Source organism: Edaphosphingomonas haloaromaticamans (assembly GCF_001853345.1).
GTDB classification, from domain to species: domain Bacteria; phylum Pseudomonadota; class Alphaproteobacteria; order Sphingomonadales; family Sphingomonadaceae; genus Sphingomonas_E; species Sphingomonas_E fennica.
Genome location: NZ_MIPT01000001.1, coordinates 3079359 through 3096688, shown reverse-complemented (window position 1 = coordinate 3096688; position 17330 = coordinate 3079359). Strand labels below are relative to the sequence as shown.

Annotated in this window: 14 protein-coding genes; 10 read left to right on the top strand and 4 right to left on the bottom strand. The window is 69.1% G+C overall.

The window, feature by feature from the left end:
• Positions 1-53: 53 nt before the first annotated feature.
• The 3 genes from BHE75_RS14270 to BHE75_RS14260 form a co-directional block, all read right to left on the bottom strand.
• Positions 54-1427, bottom strand: a complete 1374-nt coding sequence (locus tag BHE75_RS14270) for a class II 3-deoxy-7-phosphoheptulonate synthase (RefSeq protein ID WP_015457446.1) — start codon at positions 1425-1427, stop codon at positions 54-56.
• Between the two features lie 76 nt (positions 1428-1503).
• Positions 1504-2643, bottom strand: a complete 1140-nt coding sequence (wecB, locus tag BHE75_RS14265) for a non-hydrolyzing UDP-N-acetylglucosamine 2-epimerase (protein ID WP_302622715.1) — start codon at positions 2641-2643, stop codon at positions 1504-1506.
• Positions 2644-2651: 8 nt separating this feature from the next.
• Positions 2652-3653 (bottom strand): tetratricopeptide repeat protein, encoded by a 1002-nt coding sequence (locus BHE75_RS14260; protein WP_191225201.1) that lies wholly within the window; start codon positions 3651-3653, stop codon positions 2652-2654.
• Positions 3654-3813: 160 nt separating this feature from the next.
• On the opposite strand from BHE75_RS14260, the gene BHE75_RS14255 reads away from it, so the two are divergent.
• The 9 genes from BHE75_RS14255 (at position 3814) to BHE75_RS14215 (ending at position 15006) form a co-directional block, all read left to right on the top strand.
• Positions 3814-4626: a CPBP family intramembrane glutamic endopeptidase gene (locus tag BHE75_RS14255; RefSeq protein WP_254684456.1), complete on the top strand. Its 813-nt coding sequence runs from the start codon at positions 3814-3816 to the stop codon at positions 4624-4626.
• Entirely contained in the window at positions 4623-5831 is a 1209-nt protein-coding gene (locus BHE75_RS14250) for a toll/interleukin-1 receptor domain-containing protein (protein WP_070934279.1), read from the top strand. Before BHE75_RS14255 ends, BHE75_RS14250 begins: the two co-directional genes overlap by 4 nt.
• 84 nt (positions 5832-5915) lie before the next feature.
• On the top strand, positions 5916-6590 hold the full coding sequence (locus tag BHE75_RS14245; protein ID WP_438830593.1) for an OmpA family protein: 675 nt from the start codon (positions 5916-5918) through the stop codon (positions 6588-6590).
• Between the two features lie 151 nt (positions 6591-6741).
• Positions 6742-9174 (top strand): cyclic nucleotide-binding domain-containing protein, encoded by a 2433-nt coding sequence (locus BHE75_RS14240; RefSeq protein ID WP_070934277.1) that lies wholly within the window; start codon positions 6742-6744, stop codon positions 9172-9174.
• A 1-nt stretch (position 9175) separates the two neighbouring features.
• Positions 9176-10051, top strand: coding sequence for a hypothetical protein (locus BHE75_RS14235; protein ID WP_015457439.1), 876 nt, complete (start codon positions 9176-9178; stop codon positions 10049-10051).
• 10 nt (positions 10052-10061) lie between these two features.
• Complete coding sequence (locus BHE75_RS14230) at positions 10062-11891, top strand: cytochrome c3 family protein (RefSeq protein ID WP_070934276.1); 1830 nt, start codon at positions 10062-10064, stop codon at positions 11889-11891.
• A 153-nt stretch (positions 11892-12044) separates the two neighbouring features.
• Complete coding sequence (locus BHE75_RS14225; protein ID WP_070935907.1) at positions 12045-12896, top strand: phosphodiesterase; 852 nt, start codon at positions 12045-12047, stop codon at positions 12894-12896.
• A gap of 31 nt (positions 12897-12927) precedes the next feature.
• Positions 12928-13353 (top strand): DUF2147 domain-containing protein, encoded by a 426-nt coding sequence (locus tag BHE75_RS14220; RefSeq protein ID WP_015457436.1) that lies wholly within the window; start codon positions 12928-12930, stop codon positions 13351-13353.
• Positions 13354-13380: 27 nt separating this feature from the next.
• The gene (locus BHE75_RS14215) at positions 13381-15006 is read left to right on the top strand and encodes a phospholipase D family protein (protein ID WP_084653221.1); all 1626 of its coding nucleotides are present in this window, start codon (positions 13381-13383) and stop codon (positions 15004-15006) included.
• Positions 15007-15052: 46 nt separating this feature from the next.
• Here BHE75_RS14215 and BHE75_RS14210 read toward each other — a convergent pair whose 3' ends face one another.
• The gene (locus BHE75_RS14210; protein WP_070934275.1) at positions 15053-16891 is read right to left on the bottom strand and encodes a DUF885 domain-containing protein; all 1839 of its coding nucleotides are present in this window, start codon (positions 16889-16891) and stop codon (positions 15053-15055) included.
• Between the two features lie 204 nt (positions 16892-17095).
• On the opposite strand from BHE75_RS14210, the gene BHE75_RS14205 reads away from it, so the two are divergent.
• Positions 17096-17293 carry a hypothetical protein gene (locus BHE75_RS14205; RefSeq protein ID WP_015457433.1) on the top strand — a complete coding sequence of 66 codons (198 nt, stop codon included), beginning with the start codon at positions 17096-17098 and terminating at the stop codon, positions 17291-17293.
• Positions 17294-17330 lie beyond the last annotated feature (37 nt).

Genomic DNA, 17330 nt, shown 5'->3' with positions numbered 1-17330 from the left:
GGCCGCCAACCGGATGGGTTGGCGGCCTTTCGTTCGTCCGGTGGCGTGCCCGTTCAGGCGGCCGCCTTTTCCCGTTCCCGCATTTCCTGGTTGAGCATTTCCGCCAGCAGGAAGGCCAGTTCGATCGACTGGCCGGCATTGAGGCGCGGATCGCAATGCGTGTGATAGCGATCGGCCAGGCTCTGCTCGGTCACGTCCACGGCGCCGCCGGTGCATTCGGTGACGTTCTGGCCGGTCATCTCCGCATGGATGCCGCCGCCATGGGTGCCCTCGGCGCGGTGCACGGCGAAGAAGCCGCGAACCTCCGCCAGGATGCGTTCGAACGGGCGCGTCTTGTAGCCGTTGGCGGCCTTCACGACATTGCCGTGCATCGGATCGCACGACCAGACGACCGGCCGGCCTTCGCGCTTCACCGCCCGGACGAGCGACGGCAGATGCTTTTCGATCTTGTCGTGGCCGTAGCGGGTGATGAGCGTGATGCGGCCCGGCGTGCGGGCGGGATCGAGCGTGTCGAGCAGGCGCAGCAGCGCGTCCGGCTCCAGGCTCGGCCCGCATTTCAGGCCGATCGGGTTGCCGATCCCGCGCAGATATTCGACATGCGCCGATCCTTCGAAGCGGGTGCGATCGCCGATCCACAGCATGTGGGCCGACGTGTCATACCAGTCGCCCGTCAGCGAATCGCGGCGGGTGAAGGCCTGTTCGTAGGGCAACAGCAGCGCTTCGTGGCTGGTGTAGAAATTGGTGCCGTTGAGCTGCGGCACCGTCTGCGGGTTGATGCCGCAGGCGGCCATGAAATCGAGCGCGTCGCCGATCCGTTCCGCCACCGCCTGATATTGCGCGGCCCACGGGCTGCGGCCCATGAAATCCAGTGTCCAGGCGTGGACCTGATGGAGGTTGGCATAGCCGCCCTGCGCGAAGGCGCGCAGCAGGTTGAGCGTGGCCGCCGCCTGGTTGTAGGCGCGGATCATGCGATCGGGATCGGGTTCGCGCGAGGCGGCATCGAAGGCGATGTCGTTGACGATATCGCCGCGATAGCTGGGCAGCGATACGCCGTTCACTTCCTCCATATTGGCCGACCGCGGCTTGGCGAACTGGCCGGCCATGCGGCCCACCTTCACCACCGGCAGCTTGGAGGCATAAGTGAGCACCACCGCCATCTGCAGGATGACGCGGAAGGTGTCGCGGATATTGTTCGGATGGAATTCGGCGAAGCTTTCGGCGCAATCCCCGCCCTGAAGCAGAAATGCCTTGCCGGCCGCCACCTGCGCCAGATCCGCCGTAAGCGCGCGCGCCTCGCCGGCAAAGACCAGCGGGGGATAGTGCGCAAGCTCGGCAGTCGCGCGGTCGAGCGCGGCCTTGTCGGCATATTCGGGGAGCTGGCGGGCCTCATATTGCGTCCAGCTGTCGGGCGTCCAGTTCGTCGCCATGTTCGTCATCCTTTCGCGATCCCCTTGGGGGAGCGGCGCCCGGAAGGCAAGCGGGCTGGCCTTGACGGCGGAGAAGCTAGGCTTGGGACGTAGGCGTCGAACGGCCGGATGCCGGCTGCGACGCGCGGGGGCGGAACGTGGCGGCCCAATCCTCGATCGCGTCCAATATGCGTTCGGCGGCGTCGCCCCGGCCATAGGGATAGGCCGGAACCGCCATGGCGGCATAAGCGGCCGGATTGTCGAGCAGGCGGGTCGCGGCCGCGACGATCCGGTCGGGATCGGTGCCGACGAGCGCGATATTGCCGGTGGCGAGCGCTTCCGGCCGCTCGCTATTGTCCCTCAGCACCAGCAGGGGGACGCCCAGCGCGGGAGCTTCCTCCTGCAAGCCGCCGGAATCGCTCAGGATCAGGTGGGCGCCGTCCATCATCCGCACCATCGTGGGATAATCGAGCGGATCGAGAAGCTCGATATTGGCGATGCCCGCCAGCGCCTCCCTTATGCCGGCCCGGACGGAAGGGTTGGGATGGAGCGGCAGCACGATCCGCACGTCCGGCCGGCGGGCAAGGCGGCGGAGCGCCTCGCAGATCCCCGCAATGCCCGCGCCGATATTCTCGCGCCGGTGGCAGGTGACGAGGACCAGCCGGCGGCCGCCATCATGCAGGCGATGCCCGGCGGCCATTCCCCGCATCCACAACAGGGCATCGATGCCGGTATTGCCGGTGACGTGGATGCGGCCCGTGACGGCGGGCTCCGCTTCCAGATTGGCGCGGGCGGTGGCGGTGGGCGCGAACAGCAGGGTGGAGACGGCGTCGATCTCCACGCGGTTGCGTTCCTCGGGAAACGGCAAGGCGAGGTCGTGGCTGCGCAGCCCCGCCTCGACATGGCCGACGGCCATGCCCAGCCGGTGGGCGGCGAGCGCCGAGCCCCAGGCGCTGGTGGTGTCCCCCTGGACGAGGATCAGGTCCGGCCGTAACTCATCGACCAGGGCGGGCAGGGCGGCGGCGATGCGCCGTTCGAGCGCCTCGATCGTCTGGCCGGTTTCGCCGAGGGCGAGGTTGCGATCCACCGTCAGGCCGAAGGCGGTCGTCATGTCGTCGAACAGTTCGCGATGCTGGCCCGTCGCGACCAGCCGGTGATCGATCGCGGGCCGCGCGGCGGCGGCACGGGCGATGGGAGCGATCTTGATCGCCTCCGGCCGCGTGCCGACGACGGACAGCAGCCGGATCAGGGGGCGCTTATTCCGAGCTGGCGGGCGCCCTCGTCGATCCTGGCGAGCGTGGGCGCATCCCCGGCGAAAGCGGCGCGGGCATCCTTGAGCGCCCCGGCGGCGGCCTTCCTGTCGCCCAGCACCGTGTAGCTGCGGATCAGCCGCAGCCAGCCATCGGCATTCTTCGGATCGGCCTTCAGCTTGGCGGCCAGGCTGTCGACCATGCCGCGCACCATCGCATCCTGCTGGCCGGGCGGCAGCGCCGAGGCGGCGGCGATGTCCTCCCGCGTCGGGCCGGGGATCGCATCGGTCGCGGCCGAGCCGGGCGGGACGGCGGGTGCCGGCATGCGTCCGGCGAGGTCGATATTGTTCTGCGCGGCCGTCTGCTCGATCGTCTGGCGGACATTGCCCTCCCAGGGGGCACCGGCGGGCGTATCCTTGAGAAGGGCGATCCAATCGTCGATCGCGCCCTTGTGATCGCCGGCCAGATCCTTCTTCACCCCCAGGAAATAACGGGCGCGCGGGTTCGCTGGATTGATCGAAACCGCCTTGCGGAAAGCGGCGTCCGCTTCCGGCGTGATCGCGGCGGGCTGGCCGGATGGGAGGGCGAGCACGATCGCCTCGCCCAGCGCGGACCATCCTTCCGCATTGGCGGGATCGAGCGCGGTCGCCCTGCGATAGGCCTTCACCGCATCGGCGAAGCGGCCGGTGCCGTAATAGGACCAGCCGAGCATCCGCCAGCCTTCGGCATCATCGGGCGTGTCGGCGAGCTTCTTTTCCAGCCGCGCGATCATCGTGCCGACATCGGCCTGCTGGGAAAGCGGCTGATCGGCCGGGGCGGACGCGACCGCCGCGTCACCCGTCGCGCCGCCCTTCGAGAATTGAAGGCCCACGGCGACGAGCGCGATCGCGGCCGCCCCGGCCAGCGCGATTCGCGCGAACGGCAGGCCGTTCTGGTGCCGATCGACCGTGATCGTCCGTCCGGCCTTTGCGCCGTCGGGCTGCCCTTCCTCCGCCACGTCTTCCTGTATCCCCCGATTGCTTTCGCTTTCCAGTCTAGCGCCGGATCGGCGGATTGGTAGAGTGGATGAAACGCGACCGGCAGGCGACGCTCCGGGGAAGAGCGCCGATCGGAACGGATGCGTCGCGATCGCGGGGGAGGCGATGGGGGATAATCGGATGCGCGCGCAGGCGCGAGCATTGGCCGCGATCCTGTGGGTTGTGATCACCAGCGTGACGGCGCTGTTGCTGCTGCCCGATGCCATTGCCGGCCTGCCGGAGGCGTGGGGCGCCGATCTGGGTATGTCGGCCAGCATCCGGTTCGGCGTATCGGCGGCGATGATCCTGGCCGGCGTGCTGGGGGTGGTGCTGTTCCGGCCGGGCTTGCGGCTGGGCGGCGGGCGGATTGCGCTGCTCGCTTTGCCGGTCGCGCTTGTCCTGATCCTCGTCCTGCTGGCGATCGCGGTGGCGGCAGGGGTGGCGATCCGCAATCCCGTGGCCGCGGTGCCCGCATCGCTGGTGGGCATCGGGTTTGCGGCCATTCTGGCGCAGGTGATCGGCGAGGAGCTGCTGCTGCGCGGGCTGCTGCAGCCCATTCTGGTCGAAGCGTGGGGCAAGGGGCCGGGCGTGCTGGCGAGTGCGGGCCTGTTTACCCTGATTCATGTCGCTGGCGGCTGGGATGACCCGGTATCTCTCTTGAACATCACGCTGGCGGGCATATGGTTCGGCCTGCTCGCGCTCCGCACGGGCGGGCTGCTGGCGCCGATCCTGGCGCATTTCGGCTATAATTGGGGGGAGGAGGCGCTGATCGGCGCCTATCCGAACCCCGGCGTCGGCGATTTCGGGGCGGTGTTCGACTTCGATCTCGCCGGCCCCGCCATCCTGGGGGGATCAGTGGACGGTTTCAATGCGAGCCTGGTGCTGAGCGTGCTGCTGGCGCTGGCGGTGCTGCCGCTTGCGTGGCCGCGGCGCGGGGAAGGCGCCGGGGAATGAGCGACATCTATCTTGCCTATTCGCTGGCCGATGGCGATCGCGCGGCGAAGATCGCGGAAGGCCTGCGCGCCGCCGGCTACAGCCTGTGGTGGGACAGGGACATCCAGCCCGGCCAGGATCGCAAGGCAGCGATCGCCGGGGCGATGGCGGATGCGCGGCTCTGCCTGATCTGCTGGTCCCGCACGTCCGTGGACGACGATACCGGCGCCGACGTGATCGATGAGGCGGAAGCCGCGAAGGAGCGCGGCGCCTATCTGGGCCTGCTGCTGGACAAGGTGGAGCTGCCCTTCGGCTTCGGCGGGCACGAGCCCGTCGATGTCGCGCCGTTTCGCGGCACGGCCGACGAAGTGGGTGCCGTGGTCGCGGCGGTGCGCGATTTCATGGCGAGCGGGCAGGCGACGCCGGTGGCGCTGCCCGAACCGCCGCCCCCGCCGGGTAGGCCGATCAACAAGGCATGGGTCGCGGGCGCCATCGGCGCGCTGGTTTTGGCCGGGGCGATCGGCTTCTTCCTGCTCCGTTCCGCCGCGCCGAGCCTGGCGCAGAAGGTGGAGCCGCATCTGGCCCGGATCGATTGCGCCTGGCTGCATGTCGATCCCATCCAGTCCGGCGCGGACGGCCATATCGGCCTGATCGGCGTGGCGGGCGATCCGGCGGCGGCGCGGCAGATGGTGCTGGATGTCGCCGGGGCCGAAAACCTCACGGTGCGATCGGTATCGATCGACAAGGTGGCCACCATCGACCCGCGCGAATGCCCGGCCATCGATGAGCCGCGCCGGCTGCGCAAGTCGCCGGGCGGACGGCTGCGGGTGACGGGCGATCCCTTCTTCCTCGATCCCGCGACGGGGCAATCGCTTGCCCGTGTCGCCATATCGCTGGCTGCCGGGGACAAGTCAGTGGCGCTGTTCGGCGTCGAGCCATCGGGCGTCGTAACCTGGGCCCTGCCCGATGCGAAGGCGATCGATGCGCTGAAGGATGCGGATGTCGGGCTGGTGAAGGCCGGCAACGGCAAGTGGGAGTTCAACATCTATCCCGATCATCTCGGCTGGACCGGGCTGTTCGTGGTGGTGGGCGATCGGCCGCTGGCCAAGGCGATGCCGCAGGGCGCGGTGCAGCCGTCGGCGGAGTTCGCGCGGACGCTGCGCGCCGCCACCGCGAGCGGGGAATGGGACGCGGACATGATATGGTTCCGCATCGACAGCCGATAGGTCGCGGAAAAAGCGGCGATCAGCGTGATGCGGATCACTGATCGCCCGGCCGAACCGGCGGATGGAGGATGGTAAGGGGCAGCGATGCCCGGAAACGGGAAGCGGGATGGACGCCCGCCCTTGCGAGGAATGCGAACGATGAAATTGCTTTTCGGCCCGGTGATGCTGGGTGCACTGCTCGCCACCACGCACCCGGCGATGGCGCAGGCCGACCCGGAAGCGGCGCGGCTGCTGTGCGACCTGACGGGCGATTGCGCGGACGGTGATGCCGGCGCCGCGACGGCGCAGGAACCGGCGCGCGGCGNGCCGCGGGGCGGGGCTTCGCGCGGGTTCAGCTTCCGCCGCGCGCCGGCGCCGGGTGCCACGCCGCAGGCGGCCCAGGCGGCAGCCGCACCCGCGCCCAGGGCCGTGGCGCCCGCGCAACCGGGGGCGGCCAATCTGGGCGTTTCCTTCCTGCCCAATTCCGCCGAGCTGACCGATGCGGCCAAGGCGCGGCTGGCCCGTTATGCGGCCGTGCTGAACGGGCCGAAGCTCAATGGACGACGGCTGCGGATCGAAGGGCATACCGATGCCTCGGGATCGGCGGCGGCCAATCGCGATCTTTCCCGTCGCCGGGCGCAGGCGGTGGCGGATTTCCTTGCCGGAGCCGGGGTTTCCGCGGGCCGGCTGGAGGTTGCGGGCTTCGGATCGTCCCGCCCCCTGCCGGGCGTGGCGCCGACCGCGCCGGAAAATCGCCGGGTGATGGCGGTGCTTCTATAGGGACGCGTTTTGCGGGTGGCCTGCGATCGCGACAATTCTGCGGTTGCTCCACCTAATGTTAAGGTGACAAAGGAAAAAGCGTTGGGTGTCGCCTGAAAGGTGATGCACAGGCCGGCTGGTGGGAGCCGGATCGCGGGGGGCTGGGGGAAAAGTGGCGGACGCCTATCGCATTGCGATCATCGGCTCGGGGCCGGCCGGGCTCAGCGCGGCCGCGCGGGCGGCGGCGCTCGGCATTTCCCACATCCTCCTGGAAAAGACGGACCACCTTTCCGATACGATCTTCAAATATCAGAAGGGCAAGCACGTCATGGCGACGCCGAGCCAGCTCGTGCTGCGTTCGGACATGGACTTCGATGCCGGCAAGCGCGAGGCGGTGCTGGGCGCATGGGACCGGCAGGCCGCCGAGCAGGGCGTGAACGTCCGCCTTAATGCCGAGGTGAAGGCGATCGCCGGCGGCAAGGGGGATTTCAGCCTCACCCTCGGCGGGGGCGAGGTGATCCGGGCCGAGGCGGTGATCCTGGCGATCGGCACGCAGGGCAACCCCAATCTGCTGCGCATCCCCGGCGGCGATCTGCCGCATGTGCAATATCAGCTCGACGATCCGGGCGCCTATGTGGACGAGCATATCACCGTGATCGGTGCGGGCGACGCCGGGATCGAGAATGCGGTGGGCCTGGCGCAGGACCCGGCCCAGCGCAACCATGTGACCATCCTCAACCGATCGGCCGATTTCAGCCGGGCCAAGGATGCCAACGTCAAGGGCCTGTTCGCGATGCGCGACGGCGGCCGGCTGGCGGTGATGACCGATACCACGCCCAGCAAGGTGGAGCCGGGCTGGCTGACGCTGGACACGCGCGACGGCGAGGCGCGCATCCGCTGCGACCGGATCATCGCCCGGATGGGATCGGCGCCGCCGCGCAAGTTCATCGAAAGCTGCGGCGTCGAATTCACCAGCGAGGATCGCGAGGCCTTTCCCCGGCTGACGGCGACGTTCGAAAGCGTTTCCGCGCCCGGCATCTACGTGATCGGCGCGCTGGCGGGCTATCCGCTGATCAAGCACTGCATGAACCAGGGCTATGACGTCGTCGAGATCATCAACGGCAACAGCAGCCTGAAGCCGGCCGACGAGCCGATCCTGGAAGCCAAGTTCAAGCGCCTGCCGCGCCGCCGCACGGTGGACCAGTGGCTGGAATATCTGCGCGCCAACGTGGAGATACTGAACGATCTTTCGCCGCTGCAGATGCGGGAGTTCATGCTGGATTCCGAGGTGCGGGCCTATCGCATCGGCGAGACGGTGTTCGAGAAGGACGATCCCGGTTCCTCGCTGTTCGGCATCGCATCGGGATCGGTGGACGTGGCCGGGCGGGTGCGGATCGGGCGGGGATCGATCTTCGGCGAGGTGGGGCTGATTTCCGGTCGCCGGCGCGGCGCCACCATCCGCGCGGCGGAGGATTCGATCCTGGTCGAGGTATCGCGCACCGCCGCGCTGAAGCTGATGGCGTCCAACCCGGCCGCCCGGCGCGTGGTGACGCGCATCTCGACCGAGCGGCAGTTGCTCCAGATGTTCGGATCGGGCCTGACGCCGGAGGACCTGGCCGAGGTGACGGCCACCGCCAGGGTGGAATCGGTGAGCGCCGGCAAGGCCATCATCACCGAGGGCGAGGACGGCTGCGACATCTTCGTCATCCGCGTGGGATCGATGGTGGTCGAGAAGTCGATCGGCGGCAAGCCGGTGTTCCTCTCCTACCTGCCGGCCGGTTCCTATGTCGGCGAGATGGCGGTGATCGATGGCGCGCCGCGCACGGCGACGGTGCGCGCGGCGATCAAGTCCGAAGTGATCCGGCTGGACGGCGCGGCGTTCCGCCGCCTGCTCGACCGCAAGCCCGACCTGCTGGAAAAGGCGAAGCGGGACATGGCCCAGCGCCAGGACCTGAATGCCTTCGTCGAGGCGCGGAAGGACAGCTTCTCCTCCGTGGTCGACATGTATTCCTCGGTCGCGAACTTCCTGGTCGAACAGGGCGTGGGCGAGGCGACCGACGTGCTGCTGATCGACGAGAATCTCTGCGTCGGCTGCGACAATTGCGAGAAGGCCTGCGCCGACAGCCATGACGGCCTGTCGCGGCTGGACCGTGAGGCGGGGCGGACCTTCGCCCACCTGCACGTGCCGACTTCCTGCCGGCATTGCGAGCATCCGCACTGCATGGCCGATTGCCCGCCCAACGCCATCCATCGCGGGCCGGACGGGGAGGTGTTCATCAACGATACCTGCATCGGCTGCGGCAATTGCCAGCGCAACTGCCCCTATGGCGTGATCCGCATGGACAAGGTGCCGCCGAAGAAGCCGGGCCTGCTGAGCTGGTTCCTGTTCGGCAAGGGGCCGGGGCCGGGCGAGCCCAGCCACGAATGGTCCGCCACCCATGCCGATCCGGCGATCGAGAAGCCCAAGAAGGCGATCAAGTGCGACATGTGCTCGGGGATCGAGGGCGGCCCAGCCTGCGTGCGCGCCTGCCCCACCGGCGCCGCCATCCGCGTGGCGCCCGAGGCTTTCCTGACCGTGGCCCGGCTGGATCGGGGAGAGGGCTGAGGTGGCGACGCGGGGGGCGAGGCCGCTCGACGCGGGCGGCGCGGCGCAGCATGAAGGCTTTCTGCGCTATCGCGGCTATCGCTGGCTGAAGCTGGCGCTGGCGATATCGCTGGCGGCGATCCTGATCTACGCCTTCCACGATGCGCGGCCCCGGCCCAATGGCGGATCATGGTATGGCTATACGCTGGGCACGATCGGCGCGGGGCTGATCCTGTGGCTGACCTTGCTGGGCGTGCGCAAGCGGGCGATGACCCGGGGGCGCTGGTCGCTGAAGGCGTGGACTTCGGCGCATGTGTATCTCGGCCTTTCGTTGGTGGTGATCGGCACGCTGCACACGGGCTTCCAGTTCGGGTGGAATGTCCACACGCTGGCCTATGCGCTGATGATGATTGTCATCATCTCGGGGATTTACGGCATCGCCGTCTATTCCACCCTGCCGCGCGTGCTGAGCGCCAACCGGGGCGAGACGACGCAGGCGCAGATGCTGGACAATCTCCGCCAGCTCGACCGGCAACTGCATGAGGCGGCCCAGCCGCTGGGCCAGCGCCATGCCGAGATCGTCCGCATGTCGCTGGACGACGATCCCTTCGGCGGCGGGCTGATCGCGCGGCTGACCGGCCGTTATCCGAAATGCGGGACGCGCGCGGCGCAGGAAGCGATCCGGATCGAGACCGGCCCGCGGCCGGCGATCGGCGACGATGCGCTGGAACGGATCGATGTGCTGCTGGAGCGGAAGGAAGCGGCGCTGGCGCGCATCCGCCAGCACCTGAAGCTGAAGGCCCTGCTGGAGATATGGCTCTACGTGCACGTGCCGCTGACCTTCGCGCTGATCGCGGCGCTGTTCGCCCACATCTTCTCCGTCTTCTTCTACTGGTAGGCGCGGCGGCATGACCTTCATCGTCCGCCAGATCGCGCGCACGGCCGACGGCCGCGAGATCGTCCGCCCGCAGACCTTCGTCGCCGGGCCGATCGGCATCGGCCGCGAGGCGGACAGCGACATCCACCTGCCCGACCTCGCCGTGACGCTGCGCCACGCCGAGATTCGCGAGGCCGGCCCCGGCCGGATCGAGATCGCCGCCACGTCCGGCCTGCCGGTGGACGTGAACGGCCGATCGACCATGCGCGAGACGATCGACGTGGCGCGCGGCGCGAATATCCGCATCGGCAGCCATATGCTGACCGTGGCGGCGGGCGAGGGCGAGGAGCGCGGCGCGACGATCATCTCGGTCGAGCGGGTCGGTGCGCTTTCCGAGGCATCGGAAGCCCGGGACGAGCAGCGCGCCTTCTCGCTGGCCGGCGTGGCGCCGGGTCGGCGCGCGACCGCCTGGGCGCTGGCGATCGCGGTGCTGGCGCTGTTCCTCGCCTGGCCCTTATGGTCCTTCTTCACCAACCACCAGCCGGCCGATGGCGCGCGCCGGGAGGTGGCCTTCCATGCCGACCAGATGTGGTCTTCGGGCAGGCTGAGCCTCGCCCACGCCAATCTGGAGAATGACTGCAAGGCCTGCCATGTGAAGCCGGGCGAGGCGGTGCGCGACGAAGCCTGCGCCGCCTGCCATGGCGGCGTGCACGGCCATGCCGATCCGCTGCGGCTGGCGGTGGCCAAGCCGCAGCCGGGGGCCGGCGCCAAGGCCCAGCGCGCCGCGGCCGGCATGTTCGGCATCCCGGAGGGCCGCTGCGTCGCCTGCCATGTCGAGCATGAGGGCGCGAAGGCGATGCCGGTGACGGAGCAACGCTTCTGCAGTGACTGCCACGGCGGCATGGACCAACGGCTGACCGACACCAAGGTGCTGAACGCATCCGATTTCGGCCGCGACCATCCCCAGTTCCGCCCGGCGGTGGCGACCAATCCGGGCGACCGGCCGATCGTGCAGCGGCTTTCGCTGGATGCGCGGCCGCTGGAGGATAACGGCCTGAAATTCCCCCACGACATCCACCTTGCCGCCAATGGCGGCGTTGCGGCGATGGCACGGACGATGAAGGTGGAGCAGGGCTTCGGCGACAGCCTGGTTTGCGCCGACTGCCATGTGCCCGATTCCACGGGCGCCCGCTTCCAGCCGGTGTCGATGGAGAAGGATTGCCAGATGTGCCACAGCTTGGCCTTCGATCGGGTGGGCGATACCGTCCGCACGCTGCGCCACGGCGATCCCCGGCAGGTGGTGGCCGATCTGCGCGCTTTCTATCGGTCGACCGGGCCGGTGGCGCCGATCAACCTTGGCGGGATGGCGCGGCGCCGGCCGGGCGAGGCGATGATGCTGCGGACCAGCGCGGCCTTCAACCAGGCGGTGGCGCTACGGCCGGCGCGCGCGGATCAGGCGATCCGGGCGGCCTTTTCTGAAGGCGGCGCCTGTTTCGATTGCCATGCGGTGACCCCGCCGACATCGCTTGCGGCGGCCGATTGGGGCGTGGTGCCCGTGCGCCTGCCGCAGCGTTATATGGCGAAGGGCTGGTTCGACCATAAGAGCCATGCCGGCGAGAGCTGCGAGAGCTGCCATGCGGCGCGGAAATCCTCCACGGCGGCGGACGTGCTCCTGCCCGGCATCGCCACCTGCCGGGCCTGCCATGGCGGCGAGGATGCGGCCAAGGCGGTGCCTTCGTCCTGCGCCATGTGCCACGATTATCACATGGACGGGCAGGCGCCGGCGATGGTGCGCAGCATGCGCGGGCGCGAGGCCGGCGCCCGGCCGTGGCGTGGGCCGCAGGCGGCCGGCGGAAGCTGAGGGAGGCGGACGGCCGCGTGCGGGCTGTGCCGCCGATCACAGCGGCCGGATGGGGAGATTGGCAGGCTGGCGGTGCTCGCGCTTGACGGGGTGGGGAAAGCGGGCGTCAAGTCCGCCGCGGGCGAGGAACGGGGGAAAGGTGCTGCGCAACCGATGTTGATCGCCCAGATTACCGACATGCATCTGGGCTTCGACCCGGACAATCCGGCGGAGTTCAACCGCAAGCGGCTGGACCGGGTGATCCATTTGCTGGCCCATATGGACCGGCGGCCCGATCTGGTGCTGGCGACGGGCGATCTGGTGGATCGCGGCGACGTGGCCTCTTACCGCCGGCTGCGTGAGGCGCTGGAGGCGCTGCCCGTGCCCGCCTGGCCGTGCCTGGGCAATCATGACGACCGCGTCAATTTCCGCGCCGTCTTTCCCGAAATCCCGGTGGCGGACGGCTTCGTTCAATATGCCATCGACGCCGGGCCGCTGCGCTTGCTGGTGCTGGATACGCTGGAGGAAGGCCGCCACGGCGGCGCCTTCTGCGAGACGCGGGCGCGCTGGCTGGCCGATCGCGTGGCCGAGGCGCCGGACCGGCCGACGATGATCGTGCTTCATCATCCGCCGATCGATACCGGCATCGCCTGGATGACGACGGACCCGGAGGAGGCCTGGATCGGCCGGCTGGATGCGGCGCTGGCGGGGCATCGCAACATCGTCGCCATGGTGGGCGGCCATATCCACCGGCCGATGGTGGCTGGCTGGCGCGGCCGGCCGATGATCGTGTGCCCGTCCACCGCGCCGCAGGTGGCGCTGACGCTGGCGCCGATGGACCCGGCGCTGCCCGACGATCGGCCGATGATCGTGGCGGGCGCCCCCGGCTTCGCGCTGCATCAGTGGACGGGCGAAACGCTGGTGACGCATTTCGACGCGGCCGAGGACCATGCCGTGCTGGCGCGCTTCGACGAGCGGATGCAGCCGCTGGTGACGGCGCTGATCGGGGAACGCGGTGCGGGGTAGAGCGTTACGGCTCCGATATGGAGCCCTGGATGTGAAGCCCTGTTCCCTCCCGATCGCGGCCGCGTCGCTGCTGGCCCTGTGCTGGCCGGCGGCGGCTTCGGCCGAGCCTTATTACGGCCTGTGGCGCAACCCCAAGGATAGCGTGCGCGTGCGCACCCACCCGTGCGGGGCGCGGCTGTGCGGCACCGTCGAATGGGCGAACGACAAGGCCAAGGCGGATGCGCGCGAGGGCGGCACCGAAAATCTGGTGGGAACCGAGCTGTTCCGCGATTTCCGCCCCGGCAAGAACGATATCTGGCGCGGCAAGGTGTTCGTGCCGGACATGAACAAGACTTTCTCGGGCACGTTGACCGTCACCGACGGCGGCGGCACCCTGCGCGCCAGGGGATGCCTGTTCGCGGGCGTCGGCTGCAAATCGCAATATTGGACGCGGATCGACGAAGCGGCGCCACGCTGAGCCGGCAGCCGGGAAGGCATCGGAAGGATGATCGTGCTGCTGCTGAAGCTGCTGGGGCTGGCCCTCCTTCTGCTGCTGGCCGCCGGCCTTGTCATCCGCCTGCTCAATCCCTTGCCGCCGCTGGAGCCGCGCGCGCCGTCCCGTGCCTTCGGCGATACCGCCGATACGCCGCTGGGGCGCGGCGCGGCGGCGGCGCGGGAAGGGCGAGGGGAGCTTTCCGGCATCCATGTGCTGGACGACGGGCGCGATGCCTTTGCCGCGCGCATGCTGCTGGCGCGGGCGGCGGTGCGCAGCCTGGATGTGCAATATTATATCTGGCACGCCGACCTTTCCGGCACGCTGATGCTGGAGGAGATGCGTGCCGCCGCCGATCGCGGCGTGCGGGTGCGGATGCTGCTGGACGATAACGGCATCAGCGGGATGGATGAGGGGCTGGCCGCGCTGGACGGCCACCCCGGTATCGAGATCCGGCTGTTCAATCCCTTCGTGCTGCGCCGGCCGAAGATGCTGGGTTATCTGGCCGATTTCCCGCGATTGAACCGGCGGATGCACAATAAGAGCTTCACCGCCGACAATCAGGCCACGATCATCGGCGGCCGCAACATCGGCGACGAATATTTCGGCGCCCGCGACGAAGGGCTGTTCGCCGATCTCGACGTGCTGGCGATCGGGCCGGTGGTGGAGGCGGTGTCGCGCGATTTCGACCATTACTGGGCCAGCGCATCGGCCTATCCGGCGGCGCGCATCCTGCCCGCGGTCGGGCGCGAACAGGCGGAGACGATCGCGGAGGCGGCCGCCAGGGCCGCGCGGGAGCCTGCCGCGCGCGATTATATGCGCGCGGTGGAAGCGCTGCCGATCATAAACGCCTTCATCCGCAAGGACCTTCCCTTCCGCTGGGCCGAGGTGCGGATGGTGAGCGACGATCCCGCCAAGGGCGTGGGCCGCGCCGCGCCGGAGGGGCTGCTGGGCGTGTCGCTGCGCGGGATATTGGGCCACCCGAAGCGGGAGGTGGACCTGGTATCCGGCTATTTCGTGCCGACGGCTGCCGGCGTGGACGCCTTCACCGCGCTCCGCGCCGGGGGCGTGGAGGTGAATATCCTGACCAACGCCTTCGAGGCGACCGACGTGTGGCTCGTCCATGCCGGCTATGCCGGGCGGCGGCGCGCGCTGCTAGAGGCCGGCGTGCGCCTGTTCGAGATGCGCGGCCCGCCCGCCGGCGGCGACCGGCGCCGGCGCAAGCTGATCGGGACGGGATCGGGCGCGGGCTCCACGCTGGGATCGGGCGGCGGATCGGGCGGATCGGGGCAGGTGCTGCGATCGAGCGCGTCGACGCTGCACGCCAAGACTTTCGCCGTGGATCGCGAGCGGACCTTCATCGGATCGTTCAACTTCGATCCGCGATCGATCCACCTCAATACGGAGCTGGGCTTCGTGATCGAAAGCCCGGAGCTGGCGGGCGAGATGCAGGCGGCCTTCGCCGGCGACATCCTCGAGCGCGCCTATGAGGTGGTGCTGGAGCCGGGCGGCCGGCTGGCCTGGCTGGAACGGCGCGACGGCGGCATCGTGACCCACCGCACCGAGCCCGGCACGCGCGCCTGGCAGCGCGGCGGCATTCGCCTGCTTTCGCTGCTGCCGATCGAATGGCTGCTATGATGCGCCCGGCGACGCCGCGGGAACGGCGCCGCCGGGGCGGAGGCGATCAGGCGATGCGGGCGCGGACGATGCGTTCCAGCACGGTCAGCGGCATCGCGCCAAGCAGCAGCACATCGTGGAACGCCTTGATATCGAAGGCGTCGCCCTGCTTGGCCTTCGCCTCGTCCCGCAGACGCGTCCATACGGTGTGGCCGATCTTGTAGCTGCACGCCTGGCCGGGCCAGACGGTGTAGCGATCGATCTCGCCCTGGCTGCGGCCGCGGGCGATGCCGGTGGTGGCGATGAAATAATCGGTCGCCTGCTCGCGGCTCCAGCGCTTGGCGTGCATCCCCGAATCCACCACGAGGCGGGTGGCGCGGAAGAGGAGCGACTGGAGATAGCCGACGCGGCCCAGCGGATCGCCTTCGAACATGCCCATCTCGTCGGCGAGCTGCTCCGAATAGAGCGCCCAGCCTTCGCTGTAGCCGCTGAAGAAGCTGCGGCGGCGGATCAGCGGGATCTCGGTCGATTCGAGCGCGAGGCTGACCTGCAGGTGATGGCCCGGCACCGCCTCGTGATGGGTGAGGGTGGCCAGGCCGAATTTCGGCCGGTCGAACGTATCGCGCAGGTTGATGAAGTAGATCGCCGGGCGCGAGCCATCGAGCGAGGCGTTCTGATAATAACCGCCCGGCGCGCCCGCCTGGATGTGCGGCGGCACGCGGCGGACCTCGACCGGGGCCTTGGGCAGCGTGGCGAACGCTTCGGGCAGGCGGGCATACATTGCCTTGATCTGGCTGTTGAGCTGATCGAGCAGCGCGGCGCGGCCTTCGTCGGTATTGGCGTAGAGCTGGTCCGGCCGCTGGTTGAGCGCGACCATGCGTTCGCCGACCGTGCCCTGCGTCATCCCCTGCGATTTCAGAATGCCGTCGATCTCGGACGAGATCTGGGCGACCTGCTCCTGCCCGAGGCGATGGATCTCGTCGCCGCTCAGGGGCACGGTGGTCGCGGCCTCGGCGGCGGCGGCATAATAAGCCTCGCCATCGGGGAGGCGCCAGACACCGGCGTCGTGGGTCGCCTTGGCGCGCAGGTCCGTGACGAGCTGGCGCTGGCGATCGAGCGCGGGGAACACCTCGTTCTGGACGATCTTCTCGGCGCGGGCCGCGTGATCGCCGGAGATGTTGGCAGCCTTCAGCTTCGCGGCGAAGGAGGCGACCAGCACCGTCTGTGCAGCCGGCTGATCGCGAAGCGCGGCGAGCTGCTTCAGCGTGGTATCGAGGATGTAATCGGGCGCGAAGACGCCCTTGGCGGCATCGGCGCGCTGCTGTTCCAGGCTATCGTCCAGCGCCTTGGGGAAGGCCGACAGGCGAGCGAGGTAGGAATCCGCATCGGCGAGGTCCGCCACGCGATGCTGCGAATCCAGGAAATCGGGAACGTCGCGATAGGGGCCGGTGAGCTGGCTGATCGTGTAGGGCGCGAAGCGGCCGGCCGACTGGCCGTAGCGGAAGCGATCGGTGGCGGCGATATCGCGGCTGAGCTGATATTCGACGACGTCATAGTCGATCCGCGCGGCGGCGCCGAGCTTCGCGGGATCGATCTTGCGGAGCGCTGCGAGATCGTTGCGGCGGTGCGCGGCCTGCCGTTCGCGCGCGGCGGCGGATTCGTCGTCCAGCCGGGAACGGAGCGCGGCGCGATCGCCCTTGTCGAGGCCGAGGCGGGTCGCCTGCTCGGGGCTGTCGTCGATCCGGGCGTAGAACATCTTGTCCAGCAGTGAGCGGAGCTGGGCATCGGCGGGGCCGGGGGCGGACTGTCGCGCGCCGGCCGCATTGCCCTGGGCATTGGCCATCGCGGGCAGCGTGGTTGAAAGCGCGAGCACCCCCGCATTGGTCATGAACGAACGGCGATCCAAGATGATCTCTCCTCAACAGGCTGTCCCCATTGGCTAATCGGCTCGTCGCGGCCTGTCCATGCCCGGAAGGGCAGCGGAAGGCGGCGGAACCCGCACTGTTCATTCGGCGTTGCCGATGGCGCGTGGTATATCAGAGCCGAGCCGTTCGATGCGGGCGGGCTCGGAGACGGGAGAGCGTAATAGGCGGCATCTTGGGAGGAGTTCATGACCAAGCATTTTTCCCCGACCGAACTGGAATCCGTCGGTTATCGCCTGCTTTATCGTGCCAATGAAGTGAACCACTGCCCGGGCTGCGGGAAGATGCACTGGTTCGTGGGCCGCAGGACGGCGGAATGCGCCTTCTGCGGAACCGCCCTGCCGCTGCTGAACAGCATGCTGCCGGACCTGATGGACCCCGCCTGAAATCCATATGGAAAACCCCGCGCCGGAGGGCCGGCGC

Bases quoted from the DNA above. Each gene is read 5' to 3' on its own strand.
- BHE75_RS14270 (WP_015457446.1), bottom strand. From the start codon at position 1,427: ATGGCGACGAACTGGACGCCCGACAGCTGGACGCAATATGAGGCCCGC.
- BHE75_RS14255 (WP_254684456.1), top strand. From the start codon at position 3,814: ATGCGCGCGCAGGCGCGAGCATTGGCCGCGATCCTGTGGGTTGTGATC.
- BHE75_RS14250 (WP_070934279.1), top strand. From the start codon at position 4,623: ATGAGCGACATCTATCTTGCCTATTCGCTGGCCGATGGCGATCGCGCG.
- BHE75_RS14230 (WP_070934276.1), top strand. From the start codon at position 10,062: ATGACCTTCATCGTCCGCCAGATCGCGCGCACGGCCGACGGCCGCGAG.
- BHE75_RS14225 (WP_070935907.1), top strand. From the start codon at position 12,045: ATGTTGATCGCCCAGATTACCGACATGCATCTGGGCTTCGACCCGGAC.
- BHE75_RS14215 (WP_084653221.1), top strand. From the start codon at position 13,381: ATGATCGTGCTGCTGCTGAAGCTGCTGGGGCTGGCCCTCCTTCTGCTG.
- BHE75_RS14205 (WP_015457433.1), top strand. From the start codon at position 17,096: ATGACCAAGCATTTTTCCCCGACCGAACTGGAATCCGTCGGTTATCGC.